12 protein-coding genes are annotated in these 13,461 nt (G+C 75.2%); 9 read left to right on the top strand and 3 right to left on the bottom strand.

Translation table 11 applies throughout. From position 1 onward, the window contains the following. The first annotated feature begins 86 nt into the window (after positions 1-86). On the top strand, positions 87-446 hold the full coding sequence (locus AMK24_RS16135) for an ArsC/Spx/MgsR family protein (protein WP_073769435.1): 360 nt from the start codon (positions 87-89) through the stop codon (positions 444-446). A gap of 79 nt (positions 447-525) precedes the next feature. On the opposite strand, the gene AMK24_RS16140 is transcribed toward AMK24_RS16135, so the two are convergent. Next, positions 526-1,464 (bottom strand): alpha/beta fold hydrolase, encoded by a 939-nt coding sequence (locus tag AMK24_RS16140; RefSeq protein WP_073769436.1) that lies wholly within the window; start codon positions 1,462-1,464, stop codon positions 526-528. Between the two features lie 74 nt (positions 1,465-1,538). On the opposite strand from AMK24_RS16140, the gene AMK24_RS16145 reads away from it, so the two are divergent. From AMK24_RS16145 to pdxR, 3 genes are all read left to right on the top strand, one after another. Then, positions 1,539-2,117, top strand: a complete 579-nt coding sequence (locus AMK24_RS16145; protein ID WP_079190532.1) for a MarR family transcriptional regulator — start codon at positions 1,539-1,541, stop codon at positions 2,115-2,117. Positions 2,118-2,169: 52 nt separating this feature from the next. Continuing rightward, a complete protein-coding gene (locus AMK24_RS16150) occupies positions 2,170-2,481 on the top strand; it encodes a hypothetical protein (RefSeq protein ID WP_242435173.1) in 312 nt (103 codons plus the stop codon). Between the two features lie 124 nt (positions 2,482-2,605). Next, positions 2,606-4,138: a MocR-like pyridoxine biosynthesis transcription factor PdxR gene (gene pdxR, locus AMK24_RS16155; RefSeq protein ID WP_073769437.1), complete on the top strand. Its 1,533-nt coding sequence runs from the start codon at positions 2,606-2,608 to the stop codon at positions 4,136-4,138. Here pdxR and AMK24_RS16160 read toward each other — a convergent pair. Beyond that, positions 4,095-5,015 carry a Gfo/Idh/MocA family protein gene (locus AMK24_RS16160; protein WP_073769438.1) on the bottom strand — a complete coding sequence of 307 codons (921 nt, stop codon included), beginning with the start codon at positions 5,013-5,015 and terminating at the stop codon, positions 4,095-4,097. The two genes, pdxR and AMK24_RS16160, sit on opposite strands and share 44 nt — an antisense overlap. Before the next feature lie 304 nt (positions 5,016-5,319). On the opposite strand from AMK24_RS16160, the gene AMK24_RS16165 reads away from it, so the two are divergent. The 3 genes from AMK24_RS16165 to AMK24_RS16175 all read left to right on the top strand — a co-directional run bounded on the left by AMK24_RS16165 (position 5,320) and on the right by AMK24_RS16175 (position 9,002). Further along, on the top strand, positions 5,320-6,858 hold the full coding sequence (locus tag AMK24_RS16165) for a hypothetical protein (protein ID WP_242435174.1): 1,539 nt from the start codon (positions 5,320-5,322) through the stop codon (positions 6,856-6,858). Continuing rightward, the gene (locus tag AMK24_RS16170) at positions 6,855-7,997 is read left to right on the top strand and encodes an ARPP-2 domain-containing protein (protein ID WP_073769439.1); all 1,143 of its coding nucleotides are present in this window, start codon (positions 6,855-6,857) and stop codon (positions 7,995-7,997) included. Before AMK24_RS16165 ends, AMK24_RS16170 begins: the two co-directional genes overlap by 4 nt. Positions 7,998-8,336: 339 nt before the next feature. After that, positions 8,337-9,002 (top strand): winged helix-turn-helix domain-containing protein, encoded by a 666-nt coding sequence (locus AMK24_RS16175; protein ID WP_073769440.1) that lies wholly within the window; start codon positions 8,337-8,339, stop codon positions 9,000-9,002. Positions 9,003-9,111: 109 nt separating this feature from the next. Here AMK24_RS16175 and AMK24_RS16180 read toward each other — a convergent pair whose 3' ends face one another. Continuing rightward, a complete protein-coding gene (locus AMK24_RS16180; RefSeq protein WP_199876437.1) occupies positions 9,112-11,229 on the bottom strand; it encodes an MMPL family transporter in 2,118 nt (705 codons plus the stop codon). 314 nt (positions 11,230-11,543) lie between these two features. Here AMK24_RS16180 and AMK24_RS16185 point away from each other — a divergent pair, with 314 nt between their 5' ends. After that, complete coding sequence (locus AMK24_RS16185) at positions 11,544-12,812, top strand: sensor histidine kinase (RefSeq protein ID WP_073769441.1); 1,269 nt, start codon at positions 11,544-11,546, stop codon at positions 12,810-12,812. Beyond that, positions 12,797-13,444: a LuxR C-terminal-related transcriptional regulator gene (locus AMK24_RS16190; RefSeq protein ID WP_073769442.1), complete on the top strand. Its 648-nt coding sequence runs from the start codon at positions 12,797-12,799 to the stop codon at positions 13,442-13,444. The genes AMK24_RS16185 and AMK24_RS16190 overlap by 16 nt, the downstream gene beginning before the upstream one ends. Positions 13,445-13,461 lie beyond the last annotated feature (17 nt).

Raw genomic sequence — 13,461 nt, forward strand, 5'->3', positions numbered from 1 at the left:
CGAACTCCCTCCATTTTACTGCCCCCCACTGACAATCGCCCCTGTTCAGAGGCGCTTTCGACAGTCCCTCGCGTAACCTCGGCCCCATGGAGATCTGGATCAATCCCGCCTGTTCCAAGTGTCGCGGGGCGATGACCCTGCTGGATGCCGAGGGGGCCGACTACACGGTCCGCCGCTACCTGGAGGACGTGCCCTCGCCGCAGGAGATCCGGGAGGTGCTGGACCGGCTCGGTCTCGAGCCGTGGGACATCACGCGGACGCAGGAGGCGGCGGCGAAGGAGCTGGGGCTTGAGGAGTGGCCCCGGGACGCGGCATCCCGCGACCGGTGGGTCACCGCCCTGTCCGAGCACCCCCGGCTGATCCAGCGCCCGATCATCACCGCCGAGGACGGGACGGCCGTGGTGGCGCGCAGCGAGGAAGCGGTACGGGACGCGCTGGGGCGGTAGAGCGGTGGCCCCGGGGCCACCCCTGCCGGAAACGCGTCCGGAGCCGGTGCCGGGACCGGGGGCGGGCCGGGCGGGGCGGTCACTCCCCGGGGGCCGTGCCCGGCAGCGTCGCCAGGAACGCGTCCAGACGGCGGTTGACCTCGGTCGCCGCCGGGGCGTGCAACGGCAGCGTGTGGTGGGTCGCGCCGGGAACCGTGTACACCGTCGCGTCCGGCAGTGAGCGGTCGGCCGCCCGCGCCGTACGGGCGGGGTCGAGAGCGCGGCCGCGCTCGGCGAGCAGGACGAGCGTCGGCACGGCGAGATCCCGCAGAGCCGACGGCCGGGGGCGCGGGCCGGTGACCGGGCGCACGGAAGGGAAGCGGGCTCCCTCCGCGTACAGGCGCACCCAGCCCGCGTCCAGCGCCGTCCCGGCCGTCTCCCAGGCCAGGAACGCGCGGGCTCGCGACGGGGTCGGGCGCAGCAGCGACGGCATGGCGCGCAGGAGGTACGCCGGTCGGAAACCCGAGAAGCACTGCGTGGGGTCCACGAGCACCAGGCCGGCCAACCGTCGGGGGCCCGCGTGGAGGGCGTGGTGGAGCGCGATCCACGCCCCGTAGGAGTGACCGGCGAGCACGGGCCGCCCGCCCTCCGCCTCGGGGCACAGCGCCTCCAGCACCGCGTCCAGCCACGCCGTCAGATCCGCCACCGTGCGGATCGGGCGCTCCCCCGGCGTACTGCGGCCCGGCTGGCCGACGAGGTCGACCGCGTGTACGCGACGCGTCCGGCCGAGGTGGGACGCCTGCGCGTACCAGACGGCGGAGGTCGCTCCGCCGCCGGGCAGCAGCACGACGGGCGGGGCGGCGGCGTCGGTGGGCCCGTGGCTGGTGATGTGCGTGGCGCCGTAGGGGGTGGTGATGTTCGCGGTGGTCGTCCCCGGGGGCCAGCGCTCGGCCAGAAACGCGTCGTAGGCGGTGAGGAACGGGGCGCAGGGCCCGGCGTCCGGGGGCTCCGCGGACTCGGTACGGGGGGACAGCGGCATGGCGGGGCCTCTCCTCGGCGTCTCGACGGCCTTCCCCGCGATATTATCTCGCTGAGCGAGAGAATGGGGTGGCGATGAGCACGACCGAACGCCGGGGAAGCGGCGAGCCGGAGGCACGAGCCGAAATGATCCATCTGCTGCGTAAGGTGACGGTCGAATTCGGCCTGCGGCAGGCGGAGTTCGCCGAACTCCACGGGATGCACGCCACCGACGTGCGGGCTCTGATCAGCCTGCTGGACGCCGAGCGGGCGGGCACGGACGCGACCGCCGGCTGGCTCGGAGCGCAGCTCGGGCTGCATTCGGCGGGTACGACGGCGGTCGTGGACCGGCTGGTGCGGCTGGGCCATGTGACGCGCGGACGCGACCCGCGTGACGGGCGACGCGTGCTCCTGACGGTGGACGAGCGGGCGGTGGAGCTCGGGCAGGCGTTCTTCGGGCCCCTCCTCGGGGCCACCGATGCGGTGCTGCGCGAGTTCGACGCCCGGGAGGCGGACGCCGTACGGCGCTTCCTGACGACGGCGTACGAGGCGGTGCGGCGCCCGCCGGGGGACGCCGCCCGCCCCGGCGCCGCCCGCTCCGGCGCCGCCCGCTCCGGGTCGGGCGCTCCGCCCGCCGGTCCCGGCGCCGGTCCTGACGGGTCGGACGAGGGATGACCGCTTTCCGGCAGGGCCCACCCGTACCGAGTCCGTCGTCGACTTCGTCGTCATGGGCACGGTGGGCGGCGCCGACGCCACGAGCACGCCCGCCGAGGTCACCGGGCTGCTGGGCGACGGGTTCGTCGAAAGCCGTCCCGGGCGGCGGCAGGTGCTGCTGAGTCACGACCTGGTCGAGTTCGCCTGGGAACGGGACGCGGGCGGCGGGGAGGCGGACGGGGGCCCCTGGCGCGGGTTGTACGTCACCGTGCAGGCGCACCGGCTCGACCCGTCGCCGACCCTCGACGCCCTCGCCACGGTCCTGGACCGTGTCGGCTTCCCCCTCGTGGAGGTCGCGCCGGACGGGGTCGGCTGCCGTCCCTGACGGCGGCGGGGTTGCGCCGGACGGTGGCGGTCGGGGGGCGGTGCGGTCGTTCGCCTTGATCTCCCTCGCCGTCCTGGGTACGAATCCAGGACGACGGCGACCGGGTACGAGGTGTGTTTCTCCGATGGGTTCATGGGCCGATTCCGCCGAGGTCCTGGGCAGTGCTCTGCCCCGGGAGCTCTCCGGCGCCGGCAACCGCCGGGCCGTCCTGATGGCCGCCCTCCGCGACGCCGTGCGCAGCGGACGGCTCGCCCCGGGCGCCCGGCTGCCGCCCTACCGTTCCCTCGCCGCCGACCTGGGCCTCGCCCGCAACACCGTGGCCGACGCCTACGCGGAGCTGGTCGCGGAGGGGTGGCTCGCCGCCCGCCAGGGGTCGGGCACCCGGGTCGCCGAGCGGGCCGCCCCGGCCGCCCCCGCCCACCGGCCGCGCACCCCCGAGCTCGCCGCCCGGCCGGTCCACGACCTGGTCCAGGGGCGGCCGGACCCCTCGGCCTTTCCGCGTACCGCCTGGCTGGCCTCGGCGCGCAGGGCGCTGGCCGCCGCCCCCGACGACGCCTTCGGGCCGGGCGATCCGCACGGGCGGCCCGAGCTGCGGCGGGCCCTGGCCGGTTACCTGGCCCGGGCGCGCGGGGCGCGCACCGCTCCCGAGCGCATCGTCCTGTGCTCGGGAGCCGCACACGGGCTGCGGCTGCTCGCCCAGGTGGTGGGCGGCCCCTGGGCGGCGGAGGAGTACGGCCTGCCCTTCCACCGCGGTCTCCTCGCCTCCCACGGCGTCGGCACCCGGCCGCTCGGCGTCGACGCCGACGGCGCCCGGGTCGACGGGCTGACCCGCCGCGACCGGGCCGTGCTCCTCACGCCCGCCCACCAGTTCCCCACCGGCGGGCCGTTGCACGCGGCGCGGCGTGCGGCCGTCGTCGACTGGGCGCGGGCCACCGGCGGGCTCGTCGTCGAGGACGACTACGACGGGGAGTTCCGCTACGACCGGCAGCCCGTGGGGGCCGTCCAGGGGCTCGACCCGGAGCATGTGGTGCTCCTGGGGTCGGTGAGCAGGAGCCTCTCCCCCGCCTTGCGGATCGGGTGGATGGTGCTGCCCCAGCGGCTGGTGGGGCCCGTCGTCGCGGCGAAGGGCGACCGCGAGCAGTTCTCCAGCGCCACCGAGCAGCTGACGCTCGCGGACTTCGTCGTCTCGGGCGCGTACGGCCGGCAGGTGCGGCGGATGCGGCAGCGACACCGCCGCCGCCGCGACCAGTTGGCGGCGGCCCTGGAGCGGTGCGCCCCGCACGTCCGGGTCGCCGGGATCGCGGCGGGGCTCCACGCGGTGCTGGAGCTGCCGCCGGGCACCGAGCGTTCGGCGGTGCGGGCGGCGGCCCGGCTGGGGGTCGCGGTGGAGGGCCTGGGCGACTATCTGCACCCGGACGCGGAGGGGGGCCTCCCGCTCGGACCCGGCGGGCGGGGCGGCCCCGGCGTCGCGGGGGCCGGCCGCCGCCCCGCGCCCCCCGCACGGGACGGGCTCGTCGTCGGCTACGCGACGCCCTCCGAGGCCGGCTACCCGAAGGCGTTGGAGGCGCTGTGCCGCTCGTTGCCACCGGCCGGGCCGCCCTCCGGCGCCCCGGTCACCCCCGGGCCTGCGTCTCCGCCGCCACCAGCAGTTCCGTGAGATGGAGGCCGAAGCGGGCGTCGCAGGCGTGCGGCGTCCCCGTCCGCACCGCTTCGGCCAGGGCGTCCACCGCGCCCCGGAACGCGGTCTCCGCGCCGTCCCAGCCGGGGATCGACACCGTGCCCCGTTCGCCCCGGAACTCGATCTCGACGCCCGCCGCGCCGGGCGGGGCGCTCAGCCCGAGGGTGACCGTGCTGGACGCGCCGGAGGCGTGGCGCAGGATCAGGTGCGTGGTGTCGGCCGGTCCCGGGGCGGCGGTCAGGTGCTCGACGTCGCCCAGGACCGGGATCAGGACGGAGAGCGCGTGCGGGCCGACGTCCCACAGCCCGCCCTTCTCACGCCGCCACGGGGAGTCCGCGTACTGGCTGGTGGAGCCCTCCGCGTAAAGGGAGCCGAGCCACTGGGCGCGCGCCGTGAACCAGCCGTCCCGCTCGGCCTGTTCGGCGATCCAGGCCGCGGTGTCCGGGGCGAACCGGAGGGTGCAGAACACCACCGAGGCCACCCCCGCCCTCTCCACCGCGTCGGCGACCGCGCGGGCCCCCTCGACCGTGGTGGCGACCGGCTTGTCCATCAGGAGGTGGCGGCCCGCCTCCGCCGCCCGGACCGCCAGCGGGGCCTGGACGTCCGGCGGCAGCGCGAAGGCCACCGCGTCGCTCGCCGCCAGGAGCGCCTCGACGCCCTCGTCGCCGGTGTACGCCGGGGCGCCGTGGGCGGCGGCGAGGGACTCGGCGGCCTCGGCCCTGCGGCCCCACACCCCGCTCAGCTCGACGCCGGGGTGGGCGGCGAGCGCGGGTGCCTGGGTGTTGCGGGCCCAGGGGCCGGTGCCGAGGAGGCCGATGCGCAGAGGGGCGGCGGGGGTGCCGACAGCTGAGTCCATGGGGCCAGTGTGCCCGGCGGGACGGGCGGCCGGGCAGGGGGGCGTGGCGTCCGGCCGACGGGCCGGGCGGAGTCCGCCGCCCGGGGCGGGTCCTGGCGGGAGCCGAATGCGGTGGCGCGGAGCGGGCGCGACCCGTTACGTTTCCCGGGCCGGCCGCGGGACTTCGGCTGCGACTTCCGGGACCTGCCTATGAAGCAATGATTTCGCTGTTCGCGCCTCCATTCCCCGGCCGGCGACCCCGTCTCCGCCCCCCTCTCCGGCGAGAAGAGCCGCGAAGAGGGTTCTCCACCCCCGGGGGAAAGCCATGGACACGACCGAACCCGCGAGCGCGCCCGGGCCCGACGCGGGCCCCTCCACCGAGGCCGCCCGCCGCCTGGCCGCCGGCCTCGTCGCCGCCGAGGACGTCCTCCTCTTCGTGAACGCCGCGATCACGGCGACCGGGCAGCCGGAGTTCCGCTCGGACGCCGACGAGCAGCGGCTCTCCCTGGACTTCCTGCACACCTACGTACGGGTCAACTACCGCCGGGTGTACGCCGCTTCGCTGGCCCTGGACATCAACCACCACAACGCGGCCCTCATCGTGCGCGGGTTGTTGGAGACGCCGGGCGACGCGAGCCGCGAGGAGCGGCGCACCGAGGGCCGGCTGATCGCCGCCCGGCTGGCGCTGTTGCCGCCGCCCCGCGTCTACCGCCTCTTCGGCGAGCTGCGCCGCGCCAGGGTCAACAACCGGCGCACCCGGGCGATCATGCGGGAATGGCTGGCGGCGCGGCCGGACCTGGGGCATGACGCGGTGAAGTACCGGACCGGGCTGAAGACCGCCGCACGGCACATCCACCTTCCCTGCCCGCAGGGGTCCGAGCCGCTCGCCGAGGTCGGGCGGTTCCTGTTCCGCCCGGGTCGGCTGCCCCGGTACGAGCACGGGACGCTGGACGCCTGGCGGCGCGCCCACTACGACCGAGGGGCCTTGTCCGAGCTGCCGTTCACCGTCGCGGAGGGGTTCGCCGCCCGGCACGGGATGAAGCGCGAGGCGTTCCTCAAGCGGGCCGCGCCCCGGATGACCCGGCTGGAGCGGCTGCGCACCCAGGAGCGGCAGACGGCCCTTCGAGGGCCCGCGTCCCCCGCCGTGGAGGTGGACCTGACCGTGATGCCGCTGACCCGGCTCGCGCTGTACGTGCTGTCGCTCGGCCTCGGGGAGCGCGCCGAACGCCGGGCCGAGCTGACCGGCGCCCTGCGCGCGGCGGCCCGGCGGGCGGCGGGCGCGCACGCGGGGAGGTGGGGGCGGGTCCACGCGGTGCTGGACGACAGCTTCTCCTCGTCCGGTTCGGGGCGGAAGCGGCGGCGCCCGCTCGCCGTGGCGCTGGCCTGCCACCACCTGCTGGAGGTGCTGGCCGCGCCGGGGGCGTACCGGGGGCTGTGGACCTCGGGGGCGCGCGACGCCCTGCTCGTACGTCCGTGGGGGCCGACCCCGTTGGGCACGCGGATCCTGGACGCGCTGGAGCCGGGGCCCGGCGGGGCGGTCCCCGACCGGCTGGCGATCGTCTCGGACGGCTGGGACAACGCTCCGGCGGGGCTGGCGGGCGAGGTGCTGCGGGTGTGGCGGCACCGGCTGGACCCGGCGCGGAGGACGGCGGTCGTGCATCTCAACCCCGTGTACGACACGGACGGTTTCGACGTGCGGCGGCTGGCGGCCGGGGTGGCGACGGCCGGAATCCGGGACGCGGAGGACCTGCCCGCCCTGGCGGAGATCGCCCGGTTCGCCGAGGGGCGCACGGGCCCGGAGGAGTTGTACGCGTATCTGGACCGGCGGGTGGCCCGGTTCACCGGAGCGGGAGGCGGGGCGTGAACCGGCTGGAGCTGACCGGGCTCGCCGCCCGGCCCGCGCAGGTGTGGGGCGGCGTACGGCTCGTGCCGCTGGTGCGCGAGGCGCCGGTGGCGGGGTTGCGGCTGCACCGCGAGGTGTACGAGGGGCTGGGCGCGGGGGTCGTCGAGCTGGGGCCCCGCGAGCGCTATCTCTCGTACATCCCGCACGGCCTGGTCGCGGACTGGTCGGGTGAGGACGGCCCGGCCGCGGGGGCGGGCGGGGTGCGGTCGGCCGCGTACGGCACCCAGTTCGGCGGGGGCGACGCGTTCCGCTCCCTGCCGCTGCCGCCGGTGCCGCACCACCGGATGGCCAAGCGGCGGCCGGGCGACCGGCTGCGGTTCCTGCCGCTGCACCTGGCGTTGGAGGGGTATCTCGCGCTGCACTTCGGCGGCCCCTCGACGGCCTGGGAGGAGTGGTCGCGCACGGCCCTGCGCGGCGGGCTCTCGCCGCGTGCGGAGGACGCGTACCTCGGGCTGTCCGTGCGGGGGCTCGGGGACGCGCTGCGCGTCTTCGAGATCCACCCGGGCCAGTGCGGGGTGATGGTGTACGTCTCCGACGCCCTGGCCGCCGCCTTCGTCGTCCCGCACCCGGACGACTACCGCCTCCTGCACGCCTCGCTGGTGGAGGACCTCTACGGGGAACTGGTCCACCAGTACGCGCTGTACGGGCCCCCCGCGGCGGAGGTTCCGGTGCGCATCGGCGGCGAGGAGCACATCCGCGACCTCGGTGGGCTGCGGGCGGCGGCGCTGGCACTGCGGCGGGAGTGGGAGGAGGCGCACGACACCCTGTTCGCATGGGAGCTGCTGGACGCCTCGTACACGTTCGACCGGGTGTACCGGATGAAGGCGTTCACCCTGTGGCGGTTTCTGCCGCCGTTCGTCCGGGACGGGGGCGGGCAGCACATCGGTGAGACGATCACCGACCACGAGGGGCGGGTCGCCTACCTCAAGACGTTCCGGCTCTCCGACGCGCAGATCCGCCGGGGCCATCTGCTGCGGACCCTGGCCGCGGCGGACTGGGAGCCGGCCCGGGCGGCGGACGCGCTGGGGGCGAGCCGGGAGGAACTGCTGCGCCGGATGCGGGCGGCCGGGTTCGGGGCCCTGCTCAAGGGCGGCGGGTGAAGCACGGACCGGGCCCTTTGCCCACGGCCCGGCGGGGGCCGGGTACAAGGCCGAGCGTGAGGCACGTAACGCCGGGGGTCCGTATCGACGGGTGGAAGGAGACTGCTGCGTCGCCGCGATGTCTGCTTCAATGGGGACATGGCCAGCTTCCAGCACATCGCGTCGGGTCGCAGCGACCTCGAACCGTTCTGGCCGTCCCGTCAGCACCACGACTTCGACCGGGTGTGTTGCCGCGCGTGGAACGCGCAGGCCCACTAAAGCCGCTCACCCCGGCCTTCGGCCCGCGCGTACGACGCAAGTCCGTCCCTGACGACTCCTCGCGCGAAAGAGCTGAACCCCATGGCGAACACCCGTACCTTCTCCGCCGCGTCCGCCGCCACCTCGGCGCCCCCGGCCCCCGCTGCGACCCGCTCCACCGCCTCCCTCCCCTCCCACCCCAACCGGCACCGGCTGCGCGCGGTCGACCGCGACGAAGTCGTGGCGCCGGCCGAGGCGGCCGGGTTCCTCCCGCCGGGGGCCACCTGGCTGCCCGCCCCTCCGCACACCCTGCCCGTCCTGCCCGGCCGGCCGCCGATGATCGGCTACCTGGTGCTGGTGCCCGCCGACCAGCAGCACGCGCCGGCGGGGGCCGCCGCCTCGCGGCTCGCGTCGCCCGACGGCTCCCCCTTCCCCCGGCAGCCCGCGTACGGAGAGGCCGGCCGGGCGGACGGCGAGGCCGCCCCGCCCGGCCCGGTCCGGATCGACACCGCCCGGCGTACGGCTTCGGTCGACGGCGCCGCCCTGGACCTGACGTATCTGGAGTTCGAGCTGCTGGCCCACCTGGTGGCCCACCCCCACCGGGTGCACACCCGCGACCAATTGGTGACGACGGTGTGGGGGTACGGGCATGTGGGCGACGGACGGACCGTCGACGTGCATGTCGCGCGGCTGCGCCGCAAGCTCGGTGCGCAGCACCGCCGTTCGATCCAGACCGTCCGCCGGGTGGGGTACAAGTACACGCCCTGAGCGCCCCGTTCCGCCGCCGGGCCCGTAGGGCGCGTGGCCCACGTCCGGCGGCCCCGGGACACGGTGGGGGAAAACCGTGTCCCGGGGCCGCCGCCGTGCGCCCGTCCCCTCAGGCCCGTACGCGGTCGCGCACCGGCCCGGCGGGCTGCTCGTCCTCCAGGCTCGGCAGGCGGGAGAGTCCGCGCGGCGTACGCCAGTTGCGCTCGCCGAGCAGCAGCATCACGGAGGGCAGCAGCACCATCCGTACGACCGTGGCGTCCAGCAGCACCGCGACGGCGAGGCCGACGCCCATCTGCTGCATGTCCTGCATGGACAGGGTGCCGAACACCGCGAACACCGCGACCATGATGGCCGCCGCCCCGGTGACCGCCCCCGCCGTGCGGCGCAGGCCGGTCTCGATGGCCGCCCGGTTGTCCAGGCCGCTGCCGCGCGCCTCGCGGATCCGGGAGACGACGAAGACGTGGTAGTCCATGGACAGGCCGAACAGGACCACGAGGACGAACAGCGGCATCCACGCCTCGATCGCGCCGATCCCCTCCGAACCGATGAGCGACGCACCCCAGCCGTGCTGGAAGACGGCGGTCATCACGCCGTAGGAGGCGGCCACCGACAGGAGGTTGAGGACGATGGAGGTGACGGCGATGACGTAGCTGCGGAAGCAGAGCAGCATCAGCAGGAAGGTCACCGCCGTGATGAAGGCGAAGACCGGGACGATGCCGCGTCGGAGCTGGTCGTTGAAGTCGACCGACCCGGCGGTCTCCCCCGTGACGTGGGCCTTCGCCCCGGTGCCGTCGAACACGGCGGGCAGCCGCTTCTCGCGCAGTTCGGCGAGGTCGGCGGCGCCGTGCGGGAGGGGGACCTCGAACTCGGCGATGTTCCGGGCGCGGTGGAGGGTGACGTTCTCGAAACCGTCGAGGGCCTTGCCGACCTCCGGGGCGGTGATGTCGGGCGCGGTCACCACGACGAGGGCGGGGGCCGGGCCGCCGGGGAAGCTCTCGGTGATCCGGCTGTGGGCGATCGAGAGCGGCGCGTCGGAGCCGAACTGCTTCTCCAGTCCCAGCGATTCGGTCTTCATGCCGAGGGCGGGCGCGGCGAGGGCGAGCAGCAGGACGACGGCGGCGAGGGCGAACGTGCGGGGCCGGGCGAGGACGGGGCCGAGCAGCCGGCCGGTGACGCGTCCGCTGCCCGTTCTCCCCCGCTGGGCGCGGCGGTTCAGCAGCGGGATGCGGCCGGCGTCGACGCGGTCGCCGAGCCAGGAGAGCAGGGCGGGCAGGACGGTGACCGAGCCGAGCATGGCGATGAGGACGACGATGATCGTGGCGAGCGCGAAGCCCTTGAACAGCAGGAGGCCGGAGAGGAACATGCCGCCCATCGCGACCATGACGGTGAGGCCGGAGACGAGGACCGCCCGGCCGCTGGTGGCGGCGGCGATGCGCAGGGCGGTCTCGGCGTCGCGTCCGGCGGCGCGTTCGTCGCGTTCGCGGCGCAGGTAGAAGAGGCAGTAGTCGACGCCGACGGCGAAGCCCATGAGGAACATCACCGAGTACGTGGTCTGGAACAGGTGCAGTTGGTGGCTGGCGATCGACAGGAGGCCGAAGGCGGCCATGCACGCGGTGAGGGCGAGCCCGACCGGGAGGAGGGCGGCGACGATCGCGCCGAAGGCGACGAGGAGGATGCCCAGGGCCAGCGGTACGGCGGTGAACTCGGCCTTCTTGAAGTCCTCGGCCAGCAGGTCGCCGAGCCACTTGCCCGCGCTGGCCTCGCCGAACTGGTGGATCTCGACGCCCGGATGGTCCTCGCCCACGGCGGCGACCGCGTCCAGGACGGGCTGGACCCGGTCGGGGGAGGTGGCGGCGTCGCCCTTCATCTCGAAGGAGATCAGCGCGGCCTCGCCGTTCCCGGAAGGGACGGGCGGGGCGATGTTCCGCGTCTCGCCGGTCTCCCGCACGGCGGTGGCGAGCGCTTCGGCGGCCGGCTTCCAGTCGCCCGCGGCGGGGGCGGAGACCATGACGAGTTCGCCGGCGGGCTTGTCGAGTCCGGCGTCGAGGAGGATCTGCTCGGCGCGGGCGGACTCCCCGGCCCCGTTCTCCGCGTTGGTCATCTCGACCATGCCGGTGGCTCCGCCGACGCCCGTGGCGAGTACGACGAAGAGCAGCCAGCCCAGGATCGCGGTCTTTCGGTGGTGGATGCTCCACACGCCGATGCGTGCGGCGAGGTTGCGCCTCATATGGTCTCTCCCCCGGAGGTAAGCGTCAGGTAAGTGGTTCGAGCGCTTCGAATCTAGGAACCGGGGGCGGTCCGCCCCAGCCGTCGGGGCCCCGGGTCGCGGAGGCGTAGGGGGTGGGTGCGGGGGTGGTGCCAGGTACACCCCCGCCGGGTGGCGGACCGGCTGACGCGGTGGGGCCGGGCCGGGTGAGACTGGCTTCCGGAGCGGGCGCGGGCCGTGCTCCGGTGGGGAACGCGTCCGGGCGGGGCTCGGTCGCGACGTGGGAGTGGAGCCGGGAGAACCGTTCCGGCCGCGGTGAGGGGAGAAGGATCGCGATGAAGGTGTTCTCGGGCCGGTTGCGGGAGGCGTCGCTGGCGGCGGGGCGGGGGCTGTTCCTGTCCGTGGCCGGTGTGGCGGGGTCCGTCACCGTGTTCGTGCTCGCGGTGCTCTCGATCTCCTTCATCCTGCTGGGCGTCGGCGTGTTCACCACCCCGAACGTGCTGGAGGCGGTGCGCAGGCACGCCGACCAGCGGCGGCTGTGGGCGGCGACCTGGTGCGGTGTACGGATTCCGGTCCCGTACCGGCCGCTCCCGAAGGATCTGCGGCCGGGCGTGACCGGTCGGGTGGAGCGCACGACGCTCCTGCTGAAGGACCCGGCGACCTGGCGGGACCTGCTGTGGCTGCTGATGGACATGTCGGCCGGGGCGGTCCTGGCCGTGGTCTCCGCCGCGCTGATGCTCTACCCGGTGGAGGGCCTCGTTCTGGCGGCGGGGCTGTGGCGGGTGTTCCGGGACGATCCGTACTGGTACGGGTTCGTGCCGGTGGACAGCCAGCTGACCGGGCTGGCCGCCCTCGGCCTGGGCGTCGTCCTCTTCCACCTGGGGATGCGGGCCTCCGTACCGGTGCTGCGGGCCCACTTCCTGCTCGCCCGTACGCTGCTGGGCCCGGCGCGCGACGAGGAGCTGGCCCGGCGCGTCGAGCGGCTGACCGAGACCCGGCACGAGGCCGTGGACACGGCGGCGTCCGAACTGCGCCGTATCGAGCGGGACCTGCACGACGGGGCGCAGGCGCGGTTGGTCGCGATGGGCATGAACCTGGGCACGATCGAGGCGTTGATCGAGAAGGACCCGGCGCAGGCGAGGAAGATGCTGAAGACGGCCCGGGAGTCGTCGGCGGAGGCGTTGACCGAACTGCGCGATCTGGTCCGGGGCATCCACCCGCCGGTCCTCGCCGAGCGCGGTCTGGGCGACGCGGTGCGGGCGCTGGCGCTGCGGCTGCCCGTCGCCACCGAGGTGACGGTGGAGCTGCCGGGGCGGGCGGACGCCCCGGTGGAGTCGGCGGCGTACTTCGCGGTCAGCGAGGCCCTGACGAACGCGGCCAAGCACGCGGAGGCCGAGCGGGTCTACGTGGACCTGCACCACGCGGAGGGGATGCTCCGGATCTCGGTGACGGACGACGGCAGGGGCGGCGCGGTCGTCGGGCCGGGCTCGGGGCTGAGCGGAATCGAACGGCGACTGGGTACATTCGACGGCGTCCTGGCCGTCAGCAGCCCCGCGGGCGGTCCCACCATGGTGACCATGGAGATCCCTTGCGCGTTGTCCTAGCCGAAGACCTCTTCCTGCTGCGCGACGGCCTGGTGCGCATGCTGGAGGCGTACGACTTCGAGGTGGTCGCGGCCGTGGAGACCGGGCCCGAGCTGACCAGGGCTCTGGCCGAGTCGGAGCCGGACGTCGCCGTCGTCGACGTCCGGCTCCCGCCGTCGCACACGGACGAGGGCCTCCAGTGCGCCCTGGCCGCCCGCCGGGTCCGGCCGGGGCTGCCGGTGCTGGTGCTCTCGCAGCACGTGGAGCAGTTGTACGCGCGGGAGTTGCTGGCGGACGGCAATGGCGGCGTGGGCTATCTGCTGAAGGACCGGGTCTTCGACGCGGACCAGTTCATCGACGCCGTGCGCCGGGTGGCGGCGGGCGGAACGGCGATGGACCCGCAGGTCATCTCCCAGCTCCTGACCCGCCGCTCCCGTGACGAGCCGATGGGCGGTCTCACCCCGCGCGAGCGGGAGGTGATGGAGCTGGTGGCGCAGGGCCGCTCGAACGCCGCCGTCGCCGCGCAGTTGGTGATCACGGAGCGGGCGGTGGCCAAGCACACCTCGAACATCTTCGGGAAGCTGGGCCTGCCCCCCTCCGACGACGACAACCGGCGGGTGCTGGCGGTCCTGGCGTACCTGGACCGGGGCTGATCCGCGGGGTGTCCGGG

It is taken from the genome of Streptomyces sp. CB02366 (assembly GCF_001905905.1).
In the GTDB taxonomy this organism is placed as follows: domain Bacteria; phylum Actinomycetota; class Actinomycetes; order Streptomycetales; family Streptomycetaceae; genus Streptomyces.

What these genes read in the sequence shown, in the direction of transcription:
- pdxR (WP_073769437.1), top strand. Translation starts at nt 2,606, where the DNA reads ATGGGTTCATGGGCCGATTCCGCCGAGGTCCTGGGCAGTGCTCTGCCC.
- AMK24_RS16160 (WP_073769438.1), bottom strand. Translation starts at nt 5,015, where the DNA reads ATGGACTCAGCTGTCGGCACCCCCGCCGCCCCTCTGCGCATCGGCCTC.
- AMK24_RS16140 (WP_073769436.1), bottom strand. Translation starts at nt 1,464, where the DNA reads ATGCCGCTGTCCCCCCGTACCGAGTCCGCGGAGCCCCCGGACGCCGGG.
- AMK24_RS16180 (WP_199876437.1), bottom strand. Translation starts at nt 11,229, where the DNA reads ATGAGGCGCAACCTCGCCGCACGCATCGGCGTGTGGAGCATCCACCAC.
- AMK24_RS16175 (WP_073769440.1), top strand. Translation starts at nt 8,337, where the DNA reads ATGGCGAACACCCGTACCTTCTCCGCCGCGTCCGCCGCCACCTCGGCG.
- AMK24_RS16135 (WP_073769435.1), top strand. Translation starts at nt 87, where the DNA reads ATGGAGATCTGGATCAATCCCGCCTGTTCCAAGTGTCGCGGGGCGATG.
- AMK24_RS16165 (WP_242435174.1), top strand. Translation starts at nt 5,320, where the DNA reads ATGGACACGACCGAACCCGCGAGCGCGCCCGGGCCCGACGCGGGCCCC.
- AMK24_RS16185 (WP_073769441.1), top strand. Translation starts at nt 11,544, where the DNA reads ATGAAGGTGTTCTCGGGCCGGTTGCGGGAGGCGTCGCTGGCGGCGGGG.
- AMK24_RS16150 (WP_242435173.1), top strand. Translation starts at nt 2,170, where the DNA reads ATGGGCACGGTGGGCGGCGCCGACGCCACGAGCACGCCCGCCGAGGTC.
- AMK24_RS16145 (WP_079190532.1), top strand. Translation starts at nt 1,539, where the DNA reads ATGAGCACGACCGAACGCCGGGGAAGCGGCGAGCCGGAGGCACGAGCC.